This is a genomic window from Orrella daihaiensis (assembly GCF_022811525.1).
GTDB lineage: Bacteria > Pseudomonadota > Gammaproteobacteria > Burkholderiales > Burkholderiaceae_B > Algicoccus > Algicoccus daihaiensis.
This window is the reverse complement of record NZ_CP063982.1, coordinates 1,117,759-1,143,996: the sequence shown is the minus strand read 5'-3', so window position 1 is coordinate 1,143,996 and position 26,238 is coordinate 1,117,759. Positions and strand designations below refer to the sequence as shown.

At 55.0% G+C, this 26,238-nt stretch carries 1 protein-coding gene (only partly in view); it reads right to left on the bottom strand.

Annotated elements, in window-relative coordinates; translation table 11 throughout:
* Positions 1-142: 142 nt before the first annotated feature.
* Positions 143-26,238, bottom strand: the 3' portion of a protein-coding gene (locus DHf2319_RS05260) for a YDG domain-containing protein (protein WP_305802170.1). It continues 22,795 nt past the right edge of the window; only the last 26,096 of its 48,891 coding nucleotides appear in the window; its start codon lies off the right edge, out of view — the gene reads right to left on this strand; its stop codon occupies positions 143-145.

The following is a 26,238-nucleotide window of genomic DNA, read 5'->3' as shown; positions in this document are numbered from 1 at the left end:
TGACGTGCCGAACCAGTGGGTAACATCCCATGAAATGATGAGATGTGATGACTATTTTTCGGTCTGGTAACTGGCAGTGGTTCGGATCAAGTTTGAGTTTTACAACATCGACTAACACCGCGCTTTTTAGTAAAAACGGGGGTTAATCACTACCTTGCTGCGCCTGGCTGACGAGCTCGCCGTCCTCAAAACGCAACTCCAGATCAGTCGACGCCTGGTTTTGTTGACTATCGGTAGCTGTTACTCGAACTCGAATAGAGGTCACACCCTGCGGTGCCACGCCAGCAAAGACACCTGTGTCAGGATTAAAGTTCAACCAGGAGGGTAATGCACCACCTTGAACCGTGCTGGCTGACAAACTGAACACCTCACCGACGTTACTATGCGTGAAAGTATCTGGCGGCAAGGTAATACGGAATGACTGACCAACGGCCACAGTTACTGGCGTCACAGACTTAACCGCCACGAATCCAGACGTTGTCTGTGATGCATTGCTCAGAGCCGTGCTCGCAGCCATGCTTTGTTGGTTATCTGTACCGGCAGTTAACGTACCCACACTAACTTCGGCCGTAACACTAACCAGCTTTTCAGCGCGTGCAGTTACCATTTGCGTCACATCACCAAAAGACATCTGTCCAGCGCTGACCCTGACCGACACGGCATTGTCCATAGCACCCGCCGGGACGACGCGTGAGGCACTATTGCTCGCATTAACAACCGCACTTTGAGCCGGATCGTTCAACACAGCGTTGATGGCTGCTGACAAATCACCTGTGACCGGATTTTGCGCGGTGCCTGAATCAACCGAAGTTGTACCGCCTCCATTTGGCGGGTTAACCTCGGCGCCTGGAACTCCCCCACCGCCCGGTGGGTTCACGACACCACCTGGTACACCGCCACCGCCCGGTGGGTTCACGACGCCACCTGGCACACCACCACCGCCGCCGCCGCCGCCACCACCACCGTTGCCACCACCGTTGTTTGGAAGCTGGGGGTTGTTGTTACTCTGCGAGCCAGGACGGGGATCCCGGGCAGGCACACGAGTGACATCGACCTCAGCCACGAAGTCCGGTAAACCAGCATCCGGGCCTGGCTGTAAAACAACTCCCGGTGGGATTTGAGGTATATCCAGATTCGGTGCAGGCGGATTGCCGTTTTGATCGAGCGGTGGCAGGCGTAACAGGAACTCTGGTGTGCCGTCATACCAGACAATATTCGGTGTGCCCGGGGTACGCAGATCACCAGCAATAAAGGTTGGACCCTTGAAAACCTCAACACTGCCATTTAGATTGATCACACCCTTGTAATCTGGATCACGTCGGGTCAGCTCTTGCGTGGCAATGTCGGTTACCTCGGCCTCACTAGAAAAGTCCTGTGTGCCGGTTGCTATCGTAAGACCGAGCAAGGGCGACGTACTGCCGATATCGCCATTGATAGAAATCTCTGGTTCCACGTAATTGTTTTGGCCGGGCGCGATCAAGCTGATCGCCCGCAGGTCAAGCGAATGGATCTCGCCATATTCGTCCACATCATCGATCGGTCCATTCAACGTGATGGACGGGTCAACTGACACTAACAAACGGGTATAGCCGTTAAAGAGGTAAGAATCGGGATCACCATGTATGGGTGACAGCTCGTCGTGAGAATTGTTACCCACTAGAATCTTGCCGGTGTAGAGCTGCGATTCAAACGTAGTGACATCAGCAAACAGCTTGATGGTATCCGCCGTGATCTCAAGTGCATAGGGACTCACGTCTTGCGGCGGAAGATTATTGATCAGATATTCATCGTCATAATCAAGCCCCTTCAAGTCCTGCCCGATCTGCCCGTTAATCAATACCCAACCGGCGGCATCCACCACCAGAGATGTCTGGTGACCCTTTGAGTTTGTCCCGGCACTCACGGTATCAACAAACGCGATATTGCCCGCCGATGAGGAGAAGTTAGCAACCGGGCTATTAGATCCGACGGTAGGCGTACCTGACTGTGTAAAGGTCAAAGCACCCTTGTAAGTTTGGTCATTGATGGTGTTCACAGCGGACGCAATCGTAATCGGACCCTCAACCGATAGCTCAGTGAGTGTGAGCCCAGTCAAATCGAGGCTGCCGTTGCTGGAAATGATGTTGGGCGCCGTTCCCAAGGCGCTGTTGTGCGTGACAGTCACTTCGGTGCTGCCAATATCGACATAGCCAGCAAACGAATTGTCACCACTGATCGTGACAGCGCCAGTGCTGTGAACAGCGAGATCACCCGTGCCAGAGACGATGTTGGCCATGGCAAGATTGGTCCCTGCCCGAATCTCCAGTAACCCGTCATTGACGATTTCGCTGCCCACCAGACCCACGGCAGGATCAATGTCATAGATGACGTGAACATCCTCGCCGATGATGACCTTAGCGACGTTGTCAGCCGCGGTCGTATCCTTACGATCGGGGATAGCTCCGCCAAGCCAGTTCGATGGATCAGCCCAATACCCAAAATCTGCACCCACCCACTGCACTTCAGGCAACTGGTCGATTTGGCCAGTTGTGGCAAGGCTGCTAGTGCTCAACATGTAATTGGATGCGTCCGCGCCATCGAGAACGATATCAAGCGTAATCAGCTCGGACCCGACGTGGCGATCAGAGAAACGGCCAGAACCGATTGCCACGACCTCGTCATCAGCAAAGACCACTGGATTCGGAACAGTGGCGAGATCTAATTCAACATCTCTGATGCGATTGTTGCCGTCATAATCCTTTGTAACCCCAGACACACCCAGATCGGTCGGGTTGATGGTCTTCGGCGCAACGGTCAAGGACCCCACCAGAACAAATTTTGAATCCGCAAATTCATCGATCAATTGTTCGGTCGCCTTGAGGTTATAGCCACCAACGCGCAGTTTTCCGGCGGTACTGTTGATGCCATTGAGCACATCAAGGGAGAAACTTGCCTTATTGTCACCAACGCCATCATTGTCGGTATCAATCAGATACTGCTGGCTAGCGTTGTCAAAGTAAGCAGTGTAAGTGCGGATCGCAGGAGGCGACATCGCTTGGTTGGGCTGCGTCGGCGCTGGCACTGGCTCCATATACTGGACGGTCAACGTCCCCGCAAAACTGGCCTGGCTGCCATATACGGTCGGTTGGCTATTGGCATCGACCCTAACCAGGAAGCTATCAGCGGCAAGAATGTTGTATGCACCCGCCTCGTAGGTGATGTTGTAGTTGTTGGCACTACCACCGGATGCTGTCAGTGCGTATGAACCCACTGTCTCGCCGGCTTCTCGCGCGATTGTTGGCAAGGTGCCGCCAAACACCGTTTCATCTTCACCTGCGACAAAGCCGCTATAAATCAAACCGCGGTAGTCGGTGTCATCAGCCTGTCCGAGCAGCTTGGCATCGTTGACCGGGGTCACTGTCAGGCTCGCCCCCAGAATTTCACTGGTGTTGTTACCTGCCAAGGTGAAGCTATAGTTATTGCCGTTGTTACCGTCCTGGATCACGATCGAATCCAGCCTCACCACTCGATCGTTGCGCTCAATGCCATTAACATCACGGCTGACGTTCGCATTATCAAAACTCATCTCGGCATCGAGCACAAAATCTGAACCCACTAGCTGATTAGTCAGTGCATCAAGATCCTGTTGGGTGAGCTTGTAGAGAACGCTGGCATCATAGGTTTTACTGACACTCGGCGCGTTGATCTGAACAACATACGGTGTCACCGTCACAGTCGTTCTGGCTTCAGATAAAGGCTGATAGTTGCTAACAAGCGCACCATTCACACCGGTCAAAGTCAATCCAGACACATCGCCAGGGTTTACAGGCCCCGAAGTGATATGCTTACTCGTCAAATTAAGTTGACCGCTTGCTGTGAACTGCTCAGCCCCGTTCAAACCTGTAATAGTCATGATCTGCCCATCGATCACAGCCGTGCCGTCATACTGCCTGGTTGCCGAAGCCGTCAGTTCTGCCGGTGTAATTGTTGCGGTGGCCGTACCTTGCGAGACCAAGTCGTAATTGACTGAATCAATTCCATTGATTGATTCTGACAAGTTGACAACCTTTTGTAAAACAGCGCCTGTATTCGGATCACGTGCCACGTTCTTGTCTACAAATGTACCGATTGCACTGACCTGTACCGTATCACCCGCAATCAGACCACCCGTTTGCAAAGTCTGTGCTGAATTAGCCACCGTCAAATCAAGCGTTGCAAGATCGGTTGCATCGTAAACCCGATCAGCAGCGGTAATACCACTGATCTGAAGTGCTATCGGATTAATCGCTGCTGTCGTGGTACCTTGCGCGGTGATGTCGTAATTGACACGATCACTACCACCGAAGGTTTCGGTCAGCGCGACTGCTTTGGCAATCGCATTGCCATCCACATCGCGTAAGACATTCTTGTCTGCAAACGCACCCGTCACAGTGACAGAGACATCATCGCCATCAAGCAGCCCCGTACGTGTCAATTGACTGGTATTGATGACAGCAGTGACAGTTTGGTCATAATCCCGATCGTCAGACGTGATACCACTGATCGTCAGTGCCCTAGGCGTGATCTTTGCCTGGATGATGTCATCAGCCACGGTGTAGTTACTTGCAAATCCTCCGAAGAATCCATCGGAGATACTGTAGACCACCGTCACATTTTTGTTGATTGCCACACTCAGGGGATTATTGGGATCCGCCCGAGACACATTGGCATCGGCAAACGTACCCACAGCACCGGCCAATTCCACCGTTTGGGTACCCACCAAGTTGTCAAACAGGACTTCAGGTGCCACTGATGCCACGGTGATGCTAGCGGCATCTGACTGATCATATTCCTTATCAGCAACTAGCGTTGGGTTTGCCGTCGAGATCGTCAGAACCCGTGGCTCAATTGTTGCGGTGGACCCAGTCTGATCCGTGATCGTGTAGTTCAACCAGTCAGCGCCACTGTAACTGCTGGCAATAGTGACGGTTTGTGCAGCCAAATTACCATTACCATCGCGTCGTACATTGGCATCTTCAAACTGGCCCGCAGCAGTGATGATAACTTGATCACCCGTCACCAGGCCTGCCCGGTTGGCTCCACTGACATCAACCAGAGCATTGGTCGTGGCATCGTACTGGCGGTCTGCCACAACCAAATTGGAAATCATCAGATTCTTGGGCGTGATCTTTGCAGTCGTCGTGCCTTGTGCCGTGACGGTGTAGTTATGCAACTGGTTGCCGCCAAACGTCTCGGTCAGATTCACTGTCTTGGCAATAGGCGCACTGCTGGGATCGGCTGCCGCACGGGCCACGTTCTCGTCATCAAACAGGCCGGTGGCAGCAACAGTGACCTGATCGCCACTAATCAGTCCACCCGCAATCAACACGGCATTAGTTACCCCGCTGACATTGACCGTGGCAATGTCGTTACCATCGTATTCCTTGTCGCTAGCGGTAATACCACTGATGGTCAGTGCCTTGGGCGTGATCGTGGCGGCGTTTGTCAGTGTCTGCGCTGCCAGGCTGTAATTGGTTGCAAGGCCGCTCGTTGGTCCATTGCCGCCATTGACCAGGGTGTAGGTCACGCTCACGTCCTGTGCCAGAACATTACCAGATCCATCGCGCGACACATTCCAATCTGCAAACGTGCCTGTTGCGCTCACGCCTATTAGCTCAGTCCCGATCATGCCCGACAGTGCACCGGCTGTGACTGTGGCTGAATCGGTCTGGTCGTAGACCTTGTCAGCAACCGTCGTGCCACCAATGGTCAGCGCCTTTTGCAGGATCTTGGCTTGCGCTGAACCTTGTGCCGTGATTACATAGTTGCGCCGATCGGCCCCGCTGTAGGTCTCAGCCAGGTTGACCGTCTTCGTGAGCGCTGTCTGATTGACCACATCCCAATTGACGTTCTTGTCAGCAAAGAAACCATTGGCAGAAACCTGTACATCATCACCTGAGATCAGACCTGTCAGTGTCGCATTGCTGGCATCAACCGTGGCTGCGATATTGCCGTCATAGGTTTTATCAGCAACAGTAATACCGCTGATGGTTAACGAAGCTGGCGTGATCGAACCGGTGGTGAACGCCTGGTCGGTGATCAGATAGTTCAGGTAATGATTGCCAGTGTAGCTGCTGCTAATGGTTACCAGCTTATTGTTGCCGACATTCCAGTCGTTACCTGTATTGGTGGCATTTCGGAACGTACCAGTCGGGTTCACCACCACATCATCGCCATCAACCAGACCATTGAGCAATAGATTGTCTTGAGAAATCGTGGCTGAGGCATCGCGGTTATAGACCTTGGTGACAGCGGTCAGGCCAGATACGGTCAGCGCCCGACGATTAATCGTTGCGGTATCCGTGCTTTGGATTGAAACGGTGTAGTTACCAAGGTCTGCGCCACTGGCCACGCCATTGATGGTGACGTTTTGTGAGGTGACCTGATTGTTACTGAATTGCACCGCCGCAAAGTCAAACTCACCGGTGGCCGCTACCGTCACCACATCCGTGCCAATCAAGTCAGCAAATGTTGCGTTTGACACATCGATGACTGCGTCCTTGGTACCGTCATAGACCTTGTCTTGCGCTTCCAACCCTGAAATCGTCAGAGCCACTGGATTGATCGTTGCGGTGGTCGTGCCTTGCGCCGTAATGCTGTAGTTACGTGCGTCAGCACCCCCAAATGTCTCCACAAGGTTAACCGTCTTGCTGGTAACAGTACCCGTGGCCGGATCACCGGTGCGCGCCACGCGATGATCGGTGAACTCACCGGTAGCTGATACCGTCACGGTGTCACCGGTGACCAATCCGTCAAGCGTCAATCCGGACATCCCAAGGGTCGCTGCGGCCGTGCCATCGTAGTCTTTGTTTACTGCCGTGATGCCACTGATGGTCAAGCCCTTGGGCGTAATCGATGCAGTAGAAGTTGCGCTCGTCTGCGCCAAGCTGTAGTTGACGGCCAGGCCACCGTTAGTGCCAGTCCCATTTGCCAGCCCAAGCCCCGTGATAGACACCAACTTGTTGTTGCCAACATTCTTGTCCGCAAACACCGCAGTGGCACTAAAGCCTAACTCTTCAGGCCCAACCAACCCGGCATATTCAACGCTATCAATCGTGGCTGTTCGACTGCCGTTGTACTCACGACTGTCGACCATGATGGTGCCTAGCGTCAAGGCGCGCGGGGTAATTTTAGCGGTGGTGGTTGCCTGATCGGTGAAGGCATAGTTGCCTGCATCAGCGCCGGTGTAAGCGAAACTGGACAAGTTGACGATCTGGCTCTGAACAACCCCACCAACGCTCACCACCACATCTTTGCCTGCGAATTCACCCGTCGCTGCGACATTGACCTGATCACCAAACACCAATCCAGTCAACACCACGTTATTGGTGTTCAGGGTGGCGACCTTATTGCCGTCATAGACCTTGTCCAAGGCCGTAATACCGGAGACCGTTAGCGATTTCGGGCTAATGGTCGCGCTAGCAGTGCCTTGCTTGGTGATGGTGTAGTTGCGCAGTGCCGCACCGCTATAAGTCTCCGTTAGCGTTACTGTCTTGGATGTCACATTACCGTTATCAAAGGCAACATTCTTGTCTGCGAAGCTACCGGTAGCAGTCACTGAAATCGTGTCACCCGTCTGTACACCGATTGCAGTCCAATCGATACTGGCGGTCGAAACCGTCGCATTGGTGGTGCCATCGTAATCACGATTGGCCGCTGAAATGCCAGTAATCGTGATGGCTTTGGGCGTGATATTGGCGTTGGTAGTGGCTTGGTCAACAATGGTGTAGTTATCAAGCGAAGTACCCGAACCTGCCGTATAGGTCGTGCTAGTGATCTTTACGAGTTTGTTGTTACCTGCATTAAAGTCATCGGCTGTGTTCATGGCGTTGCGGAAAACACCAGTCGCCGAACCAACCGTGATTGATTCGCCAGACACAACACCCACAAAGACGGCGTTTGAGCCATCAATAGTAGCGGTAGCATCCCGGTTATAGGTCTTATTGCCAGCAGTCAAGCCCGAGACGGTGACCGTCTTGGGTGTGATCTTCGCAGTCGTGGTTGCCTGACCCGTGAAGCTGTAGTTGCCGGCATCCACGCCAGCCAGTGTCTGGTAGGTGATGGCGACAGTCTTAGCGTCCGGCGACCCATTATCCCAAGCAACATTGGCATCGTCGGCATCATTGGCTGCGTTTCGGAACGCACCTGAACCGGCGATGTTGAGATCGTCACCTGCCACCATGCCAGCTGCGATCAGCACGGCATCGGTCAAGCCACTGAAATCAAGCGTTGCCGTCGCTGTACCGTCATAAACCTTGTCAGCGGCGGTAATCACTGAGCTACCCGACAAATCCAGCGTCTTGGCGGTGATGTTGGCCGAGGTCGTGGCTTGACCGGTGAAGGTGTAGTTGCCTGCATCAGCACCACCCAAGGCGGCGTAGCTAATAGTCACGGTCTTGCTAGTACCAACATTCTTGTCGGCAAAGGCACCGGTGGCGTTAATCTGGACATCGTCGTCCGCGATCATGCCAGCCGACTCAAGTGCTGCATCAGTCACCAGTGACAGGTTTAATGTGGCCGATGTGGTGCCATCGTAGGTTTTTTGAGTGGCGGAAATCAGGTTTGCATTCGAGATATTCAGCGCAATCGGCCTAATCGTGGCGGTGGTGGTGCCCTGCTTGGTAATCGTGTAGTTACCGACATCAGCTCCTCCCAATGTTTCCGTCAAGGTGACCGTCTTGGCAATCACATTGCCTTGTGCATCACGCGCGACATGCTTGTTACCAAACGTACCTGAGGCGGTGATACTCAACGTGTCACCACTAACCATGCCCAAGGATTCCCAGTGAGCATCGGTAAACATCGACGTGCTGACCGTGGCTGACGTTGTTTGATCGTAATTGCGATCGGCTGACGTAATGCCCGCGATGGTGATGGCTTTGGGGGTGATCGCAGCTGAGGTTGTCGCTTGGCCAACCAGGTTGTAGTTGCCGGCCTCATCGCCCCCGAGATTACCGTACGTAATATTGACTGTCTTATCAACAATCTGGGTGCTGTCACTGGGATTGCGTGCCACGTCCTGGTCAGTAAACGCACCCGTGGCAGTGACGATCACATCATCGCCTGCGATCAGCCCTGCCGTGATCAATGCGGAACTGGTTAGCCCGCTGAGATCAAGCGCAGCCGTTGTCAATCCATCGTAGACCTTGTCGGCTGCGGTCACAAGACTGCCTGACGAGAAGTCGAGATCGCGTGCATTGATCTTGGCTTGATCTGTGCCCTGAGCGACGATGCTGTAGTTACGAACATCCGCCCCGGTAAAGACCTCTATCAGAGTCACCGTCTGGTCGATAACAGTTCCACCACTGTTGCGTGAGACGTGACGGCTGCCAAATAGGCCAGTCGCACTAACAATCACCTGATCATTCTGAACCAACCCAGTCAATGTAGCGTTTGAAACATCAACCGTTGCTACGCGCGTGCCATCGTATGTCTTATCACTGGCTGTAATGCCGCTAATCGTCAAGGCTTTGGGGTTAATGTTGGCTTGGGTCGTGGCCTGATCAACGATGGTGTAGTTGCCAAGCGACGTATTGGCACCGGCTGTGTAAGTACTGCTTGTGATCGCGACAATCTTGCCAAACCCGGCGTTCTTGTCATCAACAGTATTCAAGGTGTTGCGGAATTTGCCGTTGGCTGAAACGGTGAACGACTCACCTGCCACCAGGCCGTTAAACGTTGCGCCAGTGGTCACAATGGTGGCATCGGCGTTGCCGTCATAGGTCTTGTCTGAGGCCGCCAAGCCAGACACGGTAATCGTCTTAGGTGTGATCGTGGCTGTGGTGGTCGCCTGAGCTGTGAAATCGTAATTGCCTGCGTCTGCACCACCGTAGCTATAGCTCGAGAGATTGACAGTTTGCGAAGTAACAGCATTGTTATTGCTTGCATCACGCGCCACATTCGCACTGGCAAAGTTACCCTCGGCAGTGACGGTCACGACATCACCTTGAATCAATCCTGCTACTGCCGGGCTACTGCCGTCAAGGGTGAACGTGATGTTGTTGAGGTTAACGGCTGCAGTCGTGCTGCCGTCGTACACCTTGTCAGCGGCCGTGATGCCAGCAATCGTTACTGCACGCTTATTAATCGTGCCATCGCTAAAGGCTGCACTGTCAGTGGCAAGCTGGTAGTTCGCAGCGTCCGTACCACTGATCACCATGTTGTTGACTGAGTATTGGGCAGCACCGGACGCGGTGGCGTTTTTGCTGTTGTACTGACCAACGCCAGTAACTGTCACACTATCAGTAACATTGTTACTCCCGGTCACCAGACCAGTTGCGCCAAAAACCAGATTCGACATCGCAGTGGTGCCGTCATAGGTCTTGGTGTTGCCGCTAGTCACAGTTGCAGTGATGGTCTTAGGGGTAACAGTCAACGCACCTTTGCGGAAGAACGTCGTGCCGGAGGTGAAGAGAGACGTGTAACCGGTTAGTTCATTGATCGTGTTCGCCTGCGCATCGACCAAGTAGTTACCTGCCCGAACTTGACCAGCTGAGCTCAGTTGCGAGCTCTCGATTTCAAGTGCGAAATCAAGGTAGTTGGTGGTGCCATCGCCAATGGTCCAAACATCACTCGCCTCGGTGGCATTGAGCGTAACAATACCGCTTGCCGACGTTGAATATCTGGCACCTGCCACGGTCAATACAGGCGCTGTTCCATATTCTTCAGTAACATCAGCAATATCAACGATCAATATGCCATGGCCATACTCTTTGAGCGTCCCATCCACGCGACTAATGGAGTAGTTCGACGCGCTTACGCCTGAATCGATCTCAACGACAAAGTCAGTCGCGTTGCCATTGGTCACGCCAGTAGAGGCTTTTGTAGCCGTCAAACCGCTCAATACCGAACTCGTCTCACCGTTCACGAACCCGCTAAACGTATAAGTAAAGATCGGATCGGCCTCACCCGCGAGCTTAACAGTGTCGTTGACTGTTATTGTCAGCGCTGCCTCACCGATTTCCACATCATCAAGCACCTGCCCTTGCGAGGCGGTCGCGATCACATAGTTGCTAGCCAGGCCACCAGACGAGGCAGTCGCACCCGTGTCGTCCACCAAGGTGTACGTCACCACCACCCCATCAACATCCGTACTTACATTAGCTGATGGCAATAAGCCGGTAGCGCTAACTGTGAGCTGCTCGCCACCTTGCAAGCCGGTAATCGCGCCAGCAGTCACGTCAATCGAAGTCTTACCGGTATAGGTATACGGTCCGGCTGCAGTTGGTGCGGCAATGGTCAGCTCTCGAGGCGTGATATTGCCAACCGTCTTAAAACTCGTGGTCATGAGCTCATAGTTCGAGGCGCTACCAGCGGTCCCATTTGCCAACTCCAGGCTCGAGACTGACACCCCAATGCGCGAACCGACGTTCTTGTCATCAAACGTGGCAGTGCCAGTCAAGTCCAAGTCCTCGGAGCCAATCAGCCCCGACAAGGTGTGCCCACCCAGCGTGCCACCAGTGTCGGCGTCGTAGGATTTATCGTCGATGGTGACCGAAGAAACCGTTACCTGCTTGGGTGTTATTTTGGCTTGTGCGGTTGCCTGATACGTAAAGCTGTAGTTGCCCACATCATTACCTGTCACTGTCTCAGTCAATGTGACGGTTTTGTCGACAATCGTGGTGCTGACACTTGGATCGCGAGCGACATCGGCATCGCTGAATACACCCGTGGCACTGACCTTGATATCGTCACCGGCCACCAGGTTGGATATCGCGACGCTCGAAACATCGATCTGCGCAGCGTTGGTGCCGTCGTATTCACGATCGATGGCTGCTATACCGCTAATGGTGGCTGCTAAAGGCGAGATCGTTGCCGTGGTATCGGCCTGCTGTGTAATCGAATAGTTGCCCGCATCGCCGCCAAATGTCTGCGTCAAATTAACCGTCTTGCCAACAGCTGCATTTTTGTCTGTAAAGGCAGCACTAACCGTGCTAATGCTAACCGTGTCGCCCGATACAACACCGATCGCTGACCAATCGATACCTGATGTATTAATCAAGTTGCTATCGACCGAGGTAGTGCCGTCATAGTCGCGGCCTTGTACCGTAATACCGCTCACCGTGATCGCCTTAGGCGTTATCGTCGTAGACGTGGTTGTTTGCCATTGCACATCATAGTTGCCTGCGTCAGCACCTGCGAGTGCGCTATAGGACAGCGAGACCGTCTGCGCCACCACATCATCGCCGCCATAGGCAACATCTGCGTTAGCAAAGGTACCCGTCGCAGAAATTGTCCCCAGATCATCATTACCTACCAGACCGACACTCTGAAGCACAGCCGTGGTGATACCAGTCACATCAACGGTGGCCGAGGTGTTCCCGTCATAGACTTTGTCTGCAGCTGTCACGTCCGTGCGGTTCGACAAATCGAGCACACGTTTATTAATTGTTGCTGTGGTGCTTGCTTGGTCGGTGATGCTGTAGTTGCCAACATCGGTGCCAGTATAGGTGCTGGTAAGGGTGACGATTTTGCCGTTGCCAGCGTTTTCATTGTCAAACACACCCGTGGCGCTCAACACCACATTGTCACCGGCAATCAGGCCTGAAATTGATGCGCCAGACACCACCACAGTCGCCACATCCGTACCGTCGTAGACCTTATCGTTGGCGGTGATGCCGCTGACGGTGACTGCCTTCTGGGTAATTGTTGCCGTCGCAGTGCCTTGACCTGTGATCGTATAGTTGCCAATACTCGTTCCACCAAAGGTCTCAGTCAGTGTGACTGTTTTACTAGTGACAGTCTGGCCGTTATAGGCCACATTCTTATCGGCAAACTGACCGGTGGCACTGATAGTGAGATTGTCACCCGTGATCATGCCGATGCCAATCCATTCAGCATCGGAATCAAGCGCAGCCAGACTGACGGTTGCATTGGTCGTACCATCGTAAGCACGATCGCTCACCGTGATTCCAGCAATGGTGATTGCTTTAGGCGTAATCGAAGCAGTCGTGGTCAACTGATCCGTGATGGTGTAGTTACCGACATCGCCACCGGTGTAGCTCGTTGTGATGTTGACCCGTTTGGCTGTACCAACATTAAAGTCATCAGCATTATTACTGGCGTTGCGGAACACGCCACTTGCCGATCCGATTTGTACGGCGTCACCAACCACCAAGCCATTAAAGACAGCATTACTTGTGTCAATTGTTGCCGTGGCCGTACGGTCGTAAACTTTGTCTGCAGCCGTCAAACCAGAAACCGTCATCGCCTTTGCCGTAATCTTGGCATTGGTCGCGGTTGACTGCCCCGTGAAGCTGTAGTTGCCGGCATCGGCACCACTGAGCGCAGAATACGCGATGTTCACCGTCTTGGTGTCAACCGTACCACCGATGATATTGCTTACCCAAGCGACATTCTCATCTGCGAACGTACCGGTCGCTGCAATCACCACCTCATCGCCTGCGATCAAACCATTGTTACCAAGCGCTGTTGGGGTCAGACCACTGAGATCCAGCGTCGCGGCAGTAGAACCATCGTAGACCTTATCGACAGCCGTGATGAGACCAGCACTTGATATGTTCAGTGCCTTGGGATTGATCGTGGCTTGTGCCGTGCCCTGGGCTGTAATCGAGTAGTTGCCAATACTCGAGCCACCGAATGTTTCCGTGAGCGTCACCGTCTTGGCAATCACGGCACCTGACATGTCACGCGCGACGTTCTTGTCAGCAAACTGACCAGTGGCCGTGACAGTGACAGTATCGCCAGAGATCAGGCCCGTTAACGTGGCGTTAGAAACACTCACCGTGGCATTGACCGTGCCATCATAGCCACGATCAGCAGCGGTAATGCCACTGATGGTGATGGCCTTGGGCGTAATCGTCGCACGCGTGGTGGCCTGATGGATGACGTTGTAGTTGCCAAGGTCGTTACCATCGGCTGAGCCAGTCAAGACCACGAGCTTATTAATGCCTGCGTTGTAGTCATCAGCCGAGTTATCTTCTTTGCGGAATGCGCCAGTGGCAGAGATGATGGTCACGTCATCGCCAGAAACAAGGCCTGCGAGCGTCGCGTTGGCCACTGAAATAGTTGCAGTCGCATTACGATCATAGACCTTGTCTGCCGCGGTGATGCCGCTCACGATCAAATCACGCTTGGTGATGTTAGCGGTCGCGCTAGTCTGGTCACTAATGCTGTAATTCGCAAAATCCGCGCCACCGTAGGTATTGGTTAGCGTCACCGTTTTGCCGGTGCCGACTTTGCGACCATCATTGGCGTTTAAGGCACTGTCAGCGAACACGCCAGTTGAGTTCACGGTAATTTCATCGCCGGCGACCAGGCCACTGTAGACGATATCTGCTACCACCACGCTTGCCACGTTGGTGCCATCGTAGACCTTATTCTGTGCCGTGATACCAGATACGGTCAGGGTCTTCTGCGTGATCTCGGCGGTGATGTTCGAGGGCAGCAACAAGGTGTAGTTGCTGGCTTTAGTACCGGCCAGTGTCAGGCCAGTGATGGTGATCAACTTGTTTTGACCGACATTCTTGTCGGCAAATACGCCAGTGGCGGTTCCACCGATCGACACGTCATCACTGCCGACCACGCCACCGTTGGCACCCGCACCCAAGATCGGCGTTCCCGACAGGGTCGCGTTAACCGTACCATCGTAAACACGATGATCGCCAGTCAAATTCGTAACCGTCAACTGACGTGGCGTGATATTACCCAAAAGACTGCCGGTCAGCGTGTAGTTGGCGGCTTGCGCACCGCCAAGCGAAAGCCCGGCAATACTGACAGACTTGCCCGTTCCTGCATCAGCATTATCAAACGTACCAGTGGTGGTGCCTGGTGTGTAGCCATTTAGCGTCACCACGTCATTACCGATCGCGAATATTTGCGCCGTGCCACTGATGTCAGCAGTCGTTGTGCCGTCATAAATCTTGTCAGCTACCGACAAGCCCACAATCCGGATCGATGCAGGTGTAATGTCAGCACCGCTAACCGACGGCGCAGTCAGGTTGTAGTTACCCTTGTCAGTACCAGAGAGTTCAACGCCACTGACTGAGACTGCGATATTGTTCGCGACGTTCTTGTCTGCAAACTGTGCAGCCACTGTATTCAGATCAAGCGAAACGTCATCGGTCAGGAACGCGCCATCTAGGAATGCACCGGAGGCGATGCTTGCGATCGTGGTGCCGTCATAGACTTTATTTTCGGCGACCAGACCATTGACAACCGTGTTGTCTGGATTGGTGGTTTTAATAACGATGGTCTTGGCGGTGATTTCGCCCTTCACACCACTCGGATCAACCAGGGTGTAGTTTGAGGCCAGACCCGTGGTGCCGGTTGAGCCATTCAGTAGCTCATAGCCCGTGACGGCCACGTCCTTTTGGCTACCCACATTGCGATCTGCAAATATCGCCTGAACGTTGGCAGTGTCGAGCTCAAGCGTCTCGAACTGCCCGGTGGCGTATTCAATGCCTTGTACCGAACCAAAGTTGCTAACCGAGGCAGCCGTGGTCGTGTCATAGACCTTTGAGGTAATCTGTGTGCCCGTGACCGTGACTTCCACTGGCAGGATGCGAGCCGTAATGCCGGTGGGTTGTGAAATGCTGTAGTTACCAGCGGCAGCGCCGGTGATACCAAACCCATTGACCACCACATCCTTGGCAATCACCGCCTGCGTCGCCGGATTACGCGCCACGTTGGCATCGGGATTGTTAAGTGAATCCACGAACGTCGCAGTTGCTGTGCTCGCACCAGTCAGCTGCACATCATCAGTAAACAAGGGGTTAATCACCGCCGTGCCGGTCAGCGTGGCTACGCTGGTGCGGTCATACTCGCGGTCAGCAGCACCCAAGCCCTGAATAGTCAGTTCGTACGGTGTGATCTTGCCGATGTTGGCGCCTTGCAGCGTAATGGTGTAGTTTTCATTGACGCTGTCACCAGCACCATCAACCAAGGTGGCTGCCAGGAGGTTGACCGGCTTATTCGACAGCACCGAGTTGTCTGCAGCACGACTGACCGTGGCGGTGTCAAACTCAAGCCCGAACCCGGCCACAGCATCGGTATCGAACAATTGCGTGTTATTGACTGCAGTCAGTGAAACACCTGTAACTACTGCACCATCATCCTGGCTGACCAGGGTCGTGGTGTCGTAGACCTTACTGACCGAGCCAGCAGCACCCGTCAACTGCAAAGTGAGGTTTGCTTTGGAAATATCAACCGTCGCCCCAGTGGCCTCGACGATGGTGTAGTTCACGGCCTTGGCGCCATCCAGCAACACACCACTTAAGCTGACGATTGCCTTGCCATTAGCCGCATGCTTATCGGTCATCAAACCATAAGAGCCTGCTGCAAACGTCACACCGACATCATTGGCATCACCGGCCAACACGCCATCGATGGTCACGCCACTGTTGGACAATGCCACTTGTTTGGTGCCGTCATAAGCCCGATTCACACCCGAAATACCATTGACTTTGACATCCACCGGATCAATGCGGCTCGTGGTGTTGTCTTGGAAGGAAACGATATAGTTATTGCCATCGTTGCCGTCGTTCACGGCAATGCTATTGGCAGTCACTAAACCAACCTCAACGACCTTGTCACTTAGCACCAACCCAGTGCCATCTCGGCTGACGTTCACGTCAGCGAAACTGAAGGTGAATACGCTCGCATCCAAGGTATCGCCGCCAAAGAGCTGCGTCTGTGTCGTTGGGTCACCCGTGATGGCAATGGTTGCTGTCGCACCCGGTGCGGCGTTCGTACCGTCATAGACCTTCTGTACATCGGTCGATGTGATGGTCAGGGCTGCAGGCGTGATGTCAGCTGCCCAGGTGATTGGCAGGCGTTCAGCCGAATTCGGGTCATTGGGATCAAATGAGCCATTAACCTCGGTCAACAGCACACCATAGTTGCTGGCATTAGTACCACCCAGCGTGAGGCTGCGCAAGGTCACGGTCTTGCCGGCATCAACATGGCGATCGTCAAACTCGGCCAGGTAGCTGTCAATCACCAGACCACGGACGACCTCATTGGTGGCTTCAATCACAAACGAGGCAGCGCCGGTGCCTGCCAGTGTTGCATTTACCGTGCCGTCATAGACTTTGCTCTCAGCGCTTAGCCCACCGATTGCGAGCATAGCCTTGGTGATGTCTGCCGTCAGTGTCGGTTGGACCACGGTGTAGTTACCCGCTTGCGCACCACCCAAGGTAAAGCCCGCCACCGTGACTGTCTTGTTGTTGCCAACATTCTTGTCAGCAAAGCTGCCCGTGACCGCACTGCCATCAAGGGTGACCACATCACCACCCAAGATGCCACTTAACGTACCGGCCAGCGCAACAGGCGCATCACCCTCCGCAAAACCTGCGTTCACAATCTCTGCAACCGATGTGCCATCGTACGAGCGACTCAGCGCCTTGATACCGCCGACGGTCAATTCAGCCGGATTGATTGTGGCGGTTACTCCCTGCGGTTGCGCAAGCGTGTAGTTCCGTGCATCGCTGCCACTAATGGTGTAGCCCGCGACTGTGACCGACTGGGTCGTCACCGCATTACTGCCGTCACGCGCGACATTGGCATCATCAAACGTCGCCACCGCCGTACCACCAAGGGTGACGTCATCAGCCACATTATTCACCTGGATCGGGGCAATCACACCACCCTGTGTGATCGTGGCGGCGGTGGTGGTGTCGTAATCCTTGTCTGCGATCTGCACGCCCGTGACAGCCAGCGTTGCACGACTGATATCCACGGTCAGATCGGTGGGTAACACCAGGTTGTAGTTGTCGTTGTCGCCGCCGGCAACAAGGCTTAGGCCACTGACATTAACAGCCTTACCGATACCAGCGTGTTTGTCGGCCATCAAACCAGTTGCGGTGCCAGTCAGCGTCACCGAGTCACTGCCAAGTGCGGTGTACTGAGCTGAGCCGCTGATGCCGACGACTTGTGTGGCGTCATACACCCGATCAACGGCCGACAAGCCACTGACAACCAGATCGGCTTTGGTGATTTCACCGCCAGCGTGGCTGTAGCTCGATGCGAGTTTGTAATTACTGCCGGCAGCACCCACAATCGAGAGCACGCTGGTATCGCTAATGGTCAGCGTCTTACCCGATCCCACGTCCTTGTTGTCAAACGCATTGGCCACCGAACCCGACAGCGTCACGCTGACATCATCCGTGCCAACCAGGTTCGTTAGCGTGAATTGCGCAGACGCGGCAGCGGTGGTCGCGTCATAGACTTTGGTGGCGGCCATGGTCATGGCGAGCTCACGCTGCTCAACCGTGGCACTGCCACTGACCACAGAACCCGCCGTTAACTGATAGTTGCCCTTGTCAGCACCGTCAAGTATGAATGTACCTGCCCCCACAAACGTGGTGATACCAGCATTCACGTTGGCAACTGTGGCGGTCAGGTCATTGGACGTTACGCTGACTGCGTCGCGCGTGTTCAAACGAGTCACCACACCATCAAGTGTGTAATTGATCTGATTGCTTGCCAGACTGTTGGTGCCATCGTAGACCTTGGTGGCGGTTGCCGTGGGCGACAGTGTCACATTCTTGGGCGTGATCGTGCCACTTGCGGTGTAGTTCGCACCTGTGACCGTGTAGTTATACGCATCCGCACCGGTCAATACATCGTTGCTGATCGTCAGCGCCTGACTCGTAATGGCATTGTTGGTGTCATAAGCCACATTCTCGCTGGCAAAGGTGGCGGTCAGGTTCACACCGACCCGCTCACTGCCCACCACGTTGGTGACCGTGGTCGTCGGGTTAGCCAAGGCCGTCGTGCCGTCATAGACCTTGGTGCCGGTAACCGTGGCATCAATCACACGCTTGTCGATGGTACCCACGCCAGAGATGCTGGTGCTGCGCAACACGTAGTTGGCCGCTAGCGCGTTTGAACCATCGGTCAGGCTAATGCCAGACACCGTGTAGTTACGGCTGCCGGCATTCTTGTTGTCAAAGGCGGCGTTTGCAAAGATCAGGTTCAGTTCTTGCGCATTACCATTTGCATCATTGACACCGGTCGTGACCGCGAGATCCGGTGTCAGTGCCACCGTACCGTCGTACTGGCGGCTCGTGGTGGTTGCCACGGCATCAATCACTTTGGGTGTGACTGTTATTTTTCCGGTGTTTTGAACGGCGAAGGTGTAACCCGTGGTGCCGACCGTATACGTATAGGCTGCGCCATCGTTGGCACCACCGTCAATCAACACTTGGCCGTTGACAATCTTAAGATTGATGCTACCCACACCCTCAGTAGCATCAAAGTCCACCGAATAACTGCCGGCATTGGTCAAGGCCTGTGCGCCAAGCGATGTGGTTTGTTTGGTAACAAACGCATCATCAAGGGTAACCGACGTAGTGTTCGGGGTCTCAGTACTAAACGCCACGCCCTTGAGATCAACCGTGCCCACCCCGGCACGGTCGAGCAATGCGACATTGGACAAACTGCCACCCAAGCGGGTATAGAGCGCGCCTCCAAGCGTATTGGCATCAACCGTCTGGCCATATTCCTTGGTGGCACTACCGGTGTAGACCGTCAGCACGGTTGTGCCTAGAATCGCAGGCTCGCTGGCAAAGACGTAACGGTTACCTGTGGCAGTCACCCCGGAATAGGTGCCCGTGGTCCAAGTCGTATCCCACTCCGCGCCATTGCCGCTAGCCAGAATGTCATTGGCGTTGTCGCTTGAGCCAAACTGGCTGTAGTTGATCTGGTTCGATGTGCCTTGCACTTGCTCCCAGCCAGCCGACCAGACCTGCCAGGCACCACCAGCGGCCACCGCATCTGCACCACGGTTGTTGATGAAGTTGCCGGTCATGCCAGCATCAAGGATGACATTGCCAGCCGATGAGACCACTGTTGCGTCAGCACCGATCACAATACTGTCCGCACTTGCCCCAGCTACCACAAAGCCGTTGGCCTCGTTGGTGTCGACGCCGGCAGCCAGCGTGATATTGCCTGCTGCGCTAATCGCCTGAGCCACCGTGATCGAGCGCGCACCGGTGACTGACAGACTGGCTGCATTGGTCACACCTACCTGGCCCGCTACGCTGCCAATGGTCATATCAGCGTCAGTCACTCCCATGCTGATATTGCCGGAGGCGTTTGATGCCAATGTCGCAATGACATTGCCAACATCAAGCGTCACATCGCCTTGGCCGCTTAATAACAAGCCATCAACGTCCAGCGTCGTTTGAGCAGCTTGCGTCACACCCGCAGCGCTGCGCAGAGTCAATGCCTTGCCAACAGCCAGCGTCAGATCGTTGCTCAGTTCAATGCGATTGAAGTCCAGCACCAGGTTGCTAGCGACTTCGGTCGCCGTGATCGGTGCGCCATCGACGCTGCCACTTAAGGTCATCACGGGGCTAGCACTGCTGCTTGCCGGGTAGCTGCCACTGCCACCAATCGTCAGTGTGTTGGTGGCTTGCAGGTTCGCCAGGTCCGTGGCGCTCAAGCTTGCCGTGCCAGCGACTTTTTCCGTTAAGACGAAATCACCGCCGCCTTGCTGCAGCAAGTTCACATTCACGCCCTGCATGGCGCGATCGAATGTCAGGTGACCAGCGGTCGTGAGTGCACGATAATTGATCGTCAAATCGCCGCCGGCTGCCACAGCGGCATCTGTGCCTGCAGTGGCACTGACCACACCAAGCGCATCAAATGTCAGGGCTTTGTTGGTGTCCGTGGCCAGCGTGCCGCTATCAAACGTCAGCGCATCACCATAGACCGTCAACGGGCTGTAGAGCGTCAAGGTGGAAGCTTGACCAGCCGCCACCGTGACATCACCACGCACATCCGCATCCGGAGTTGCGTTGCCAATCACAACTGACGCGAACGACGTACCCAGGCGGGACAAATCACCAAACGTTAGATCCAAGGTATTGGCATCGGTGTTCGCGTTGCCACCGATTAGGATATCCAAGTCATCTGTAAACGCGGTGAGCGTCAATGATTGACCTGCTACGTCCGCGGTCAGTCCCTGCACAAAATCAATCTCGTCCGCGGTCAGCACCCGGTCACCGACCAAGGTGGTTTCGCTGCCAAGCGAAATCAGGTCACTTGCCGTCAAGTCACCCTTAATAGTGGTCGTACCCGAGGTGTTCTCAACGACGAGTTCAGCCAAGTGGCGTGTCGCACCAATCGAGCCGTCCAAGGTGATATTGGCCGCACCTGAGCGCAGACGCAAGGAGTGCGTGCCTGCCGTATCGGGCTCCACCACGTTGCCCAACACAATCGCACCGTTGGCTTGCGCGGTGTTCAACACCGTGTTGCCCTTCAGTGTCACTGCCGTGTCGCTGTCACCAAGCGTTAGCGCACCACCGACATTGAACGTGCCGGCTAACTCAATGCCTGATGCTGCTGTCACTGCCAGGCCACCCGTGGCAAACACGTCCGTGTTCTGATTGCCAAGTTCAACCAGACCCGTGTTACCCAACACTAGCGGCACGTTGCCCAGGGTGTTCACACCACCGGTCATGCGCAAATCGTAAGCAGCTGCTGCTAGCGAGAAGTCGGTGCTGATGTTGGTGTTACCCGTGAACGTGAGCGTGCTGCCAGTCTCAACAGACTCAACCACCAGGTTGGTGGCATCAACCGAGCCACCAAATGTCGCGTTGCCGGTGTTCACCAGCCGCACTGTGCCGAGATCGGTACCCACATTGCCAGTCACATTGATCGCACCGGTGGTGTCAAGCGTCAGGTTCGAACCCGAACGGCCAGCGGTTCCAGACACACTGGTTAGTGTCACTGCACCACTGCTGCCACTGCCAATGCTCAGTTGCGTGCCGTCGGCTAGCACCACTGCGCCCAAGGTGACCACGGCTGTCATGGCCGAACCTGGCTTGATACTCGAGTTCCCCAAGACGCCCAAGCCACTGGTGTAGAGCGGATTGTTAAAGGTGTTCAATTCACCAAATAGCGTCGTGTCGCCTGCGATATGGGTTAGACCACCACGGAAATTCAGCACATCACCCGCACCGTCACCGAGGTTGACCGTGCCCGACGTGGTAAACGTCATGGTGTCAGTGACATCCGTGACATCACCAAAGAAGCTCACATCAAAACCGCCGCTGTTGGCCATCTTGGTGGCGTAAACGTTGTCAGCAAACTCAATCGCACCGCCTGCGGCCTTCAGATAAATCGCATCAATGCGATCGCTGCTCGCGCCCACATCGGCGGCAAATGTCATGTCACCGGCACTCTGAATGGTCAGTGACGCCAAGTCAGTTCCGACAGCACCACCGATTGCCGTCGTGCCCGTGGTGTCAATCACCACCCGGCTCTTGCCAGCGCCGGCCGTGCCTGCAATCGAACCGGTGGTCAGATTAGCCGCCACCCCGGTGCCAATTGTCAACGTGGCATCATCGGCTAGTGTGGCATTGGCCAGCGTAATAGCACCTGTCGATACACCACCGATTGTGCTTGTGGCGGCAAAGTCAATCGCACCTGCACCACCGAAATTGATCACACCAGTGTCGCCTGCCTGCGCGCCGGCTGTAAACGAACCAGCCAATGTCTTGCTGGATGCGCCTGTGGCGGTCACTCCACCTTCAAACGCAAACTGCGCGTTGGCATCCAGACCCATCAACAGCGTGCCGGTGTTGGCCAGCGTGGTCACGCCACCAACGGTGTTGGAAGCACCACGCAGCTCGATGTTGTACGCCAACGTGCCAGCCGCTGCAGCACCGGACGCAGAGACATTGCCTGCGATCTCGAGGTCATCGGCCACACGAACCAGCGCTGCATCGGTCGTACCTTGAATCGTCAAGCTAGCACCGCCTAGCTTGCCCTGGAAATCAATGCCGCCTGAACGAGCCACCAGGATGTTGCCGATGTCAGTGCCCACATCACCGGCCACGGTCACCGCACCGGTTGTGCGGAAACTCAAGTCTGAGGCTGCGCCACCAGCGGTGCCGCTAATGGCACCGACGTCAATTTTTGCGGAACCAATGACAGCAATGTTGGTGCCAAGCGTAAGCGTTACACCGTCAGCCAGTTCAATATCCGCCAAGGTAATGTCGCCGGTGGCGGCATCGGTAAACACAGGGTTCTGGGGATCGGCGTTGGTGAAATAGCGGCCACCCACTGTCGCTGTACCAATCACTTCAGCCTTGGCCGCACTCAAGTCAATCACGCTTGCGCCTTCAGCGGCGATCAAGCCTGCGATTCTCAGGCTTGTCGGTGCAGCATTGGCCAGTACGCCACCGACAAACGAGATGCGGTCACCGGCATTGTCACCGATCTGTACCCGGCCACGGTTGTTAAAGACCGTCTGGCCGCCAATGCGGGAATGGAAACCGTTCAGATCGACGTTATAGGCAGCCGAACCAGCATTGACCGTGAGCCCCGTGGCAATCATGGTTTCACTGCCAAACTCAATGGTTCTGCCCTCACCCGTGTCCTGAATGATGATTTGGTCTTGTGCCACTGAATTCATAAACCGGATACCACCGGACTGAACAATGGTCATATCACCCGTGCCATCAAACGCCTGGCTCTGAATGGTTGCGATGCCTGGGAGCCACTCAGCTGCGTTTGCTGAGCGATTAATCACCAACTGTGCATTGTTGGTGACTGTGCCACTATTGAGTGTGGTGTTGGCAGTGCCATCGCCGATTTGTAGCGTACCGTTATCCACCAACACGGTGCCCGTGCCAATGCTGATACCGGAACCCGCAACCGTCTGGGTACCTGTGCCGGTTTTTTCTAGGTTGGTGGTTCCGCGAATGCTGGTAATAAGCCCGGTGAACGTGCCGTTGGTGTTGTTTACCCCCATCACCAGCGCGCCCGTGTTCGGATTCTGGTTGTTGGCCGTGGCCGTACGGGTGATCAGGCCACCGCCATCAAGGGCGTCAACGTAGACGTTGGTGTCAGTGAAGCTATAGGCCGCATCTACCGCGATGCCACTGTCATATAGATCCAGCGTGGCGCCCGCATTCACCGTCAGCGATGCCAGGTTATTCGTCCAGTCAGTCTTGGCACTGTTGGTCAGGCGCAGCGTACCGCTCTCCACCACAATACGTGCACCCGCATCCATGTTGATCACGCCACCGTTGCCACCGACCAGGTGTCGATCGATGCTGGTGTTGTTCGTGCCGCGGCGAATCAGCGTTCCACCGCCGGTGTAGGTAATACGGCTATCAATCCATTCGAGATTCGGGCCCAAAATCATGGTGGCACCAGCGGCCACATCAATGCCGCGGGTGGCCATGCTGTCAGAAGTGAAGATCAACGTACCGTTTTCTACGTTGGTCTGCACCGAAAACACATTGTCATTGTTGGTGAATGTCGTGGTGCCGGTGCCGCGCTGCACCAGGCTGCCAGTCAGATTCAGGGTGTTGGGAATCGGTGCCAGCGTGTAGGGGTCGACTGCGCCGCTACTAAAGACGCGCTGATTCATGACCACATCGTCGCTGCGATTCATCACAAGCGAACCGTTGGTGATGATGATGTTGCCGCCTGGCAGATTGCCAGTGGTACCACCATCGCCAATCTGCAGCACGCCGCCCTGAACCTGAGTGGTACCGCTGTAGGTATTGTTGCCGGTAAAGATCTGCGTGCCCGTGCCGACCTTGATCAGGTTACGCACCCGGTCACCAGCACCCGGGTTGTAGTCCACAATCGAACCGGAGAATACATACTCACTGATCGCCTGGCCACTAGCATCCGTGGTGGCTGCGCCATCGGCCACGCCAATCACTGGCGTGCTACGGAAATTCAAGCCGCGCCAGCCACCGGCCCAAGTACCGGCACCGGTGAGCGCATCAACACGGACTTCAGCTTCCACACTACGGAAGGTCGCGCCAGCGGCGATATTCAGGCTTGAGCGGTTGTCATCCCAGTTCTCGTTGCCGTATGAGCCAGCCACAAACGTACCACCCTGAATATCAATCCAGGAACCGGCAGCCAGATTAAAGTCTGCTGCGCGTGGCCCCCAGACCAATAGGCCATTACCACTCTTGCGCCAAATGCCATCGCCGTTAAACGAGGTGTTGACCACCATGTCGCGCGAGCCCGAGGCAACGTGGAAATTCAGCACGCCCGGCTTGTTGATATCAAAGCGGCCCGAGCGGTTCAGGTTGGAGAGGGTCAAGGTGCCATCGTTAATGGTCGTGGTACCGGTGTAGAACTGGTTCGGACCGGAAAGATTGAGCTCTGCCGCCCCTGCCTTGGTGAAATTCAACACGGCATTGCCGCTTGAGACGTTACGCACATAACCGGCAAAGGTTTGATCCACCGTTTGAGTGACGATCAGGGTACCTTGAGTAGCGGTGGCTGTGCTGCCATCTTGCCAGACCTGAATCACACCGCGCTCTGGGCGGGTACCTGCCAGAATATTGCCAATAGTCTGCTCAGTGCCGTAGGTCTCAAGATACGACCACCCATTGCCACTGTTGGTGAACTCAACATCGGCAAGCACCCCGAACTGGTTGTCATCACCAAACCGTAGGCGTGCATTGCGAACCTGAATGCTGCCATCTGTGTTGCCGATGATCACTCGGCCGCGATCAGCAGCATCCAATGCGTTATAAGCTGCCGTATCGGTGTAGATCGATGGCCCACCAGTGCGATTCAGCATCAAGTTGGCTTCAGACACCTGCGTGTTACCCAGATACGTGTTGGCACCGGTTAGGGTCAATGTTCTGTTGCCGGTCACCTCAATACCGTAGGCATTAGTGCCCGAGGTGATTTCACTTGAAATGGTCAGGTTGCCGTGATTCAGCACGCTGATACGGGCATTGTCGGTCAGGGTGATCTTGCCTGCATAGGTTGCTGCGCCACCACCGGCGCCAGCGCCGTTAGAGCCGGTGTAGGTGAAGGCAAACAAGGCACCCCAGCGCTCGCCGCCTGGCTGCGACCAGCCCGTGCCCTCGATTTCCAGCGGGCTCTCGTAAGTGCCACCGCTGCCTAGATACAGCTGGCCATCGTTAATGACTTTGACGGTGGGCTTGTTGACACCTAGATCGGCTTGGCTAAAGACCACCAGACGTGCATTATCAATCACGAAGTTGGCATCGGCACTCATCGTGTTGGTGCCGGTGTAACGGTAATCACCCGCACCTTTGACACCCACGCCAGCGGAGTTCCAGTTGTTGCTACGGAACACCAGTGATCCCTCGCCACTGATGTTGTGCCCAATCCGGATGACGCCCTCAACGCTTTGCCGATCGCCACGGAAGTATTCCAGCGTGGCCCCGGCGGCCACATAAACCGGGTTGTTATTCAGTAATGAGCCGACATAGCCGCCCTTGCCGATCTGCAACTTACCTT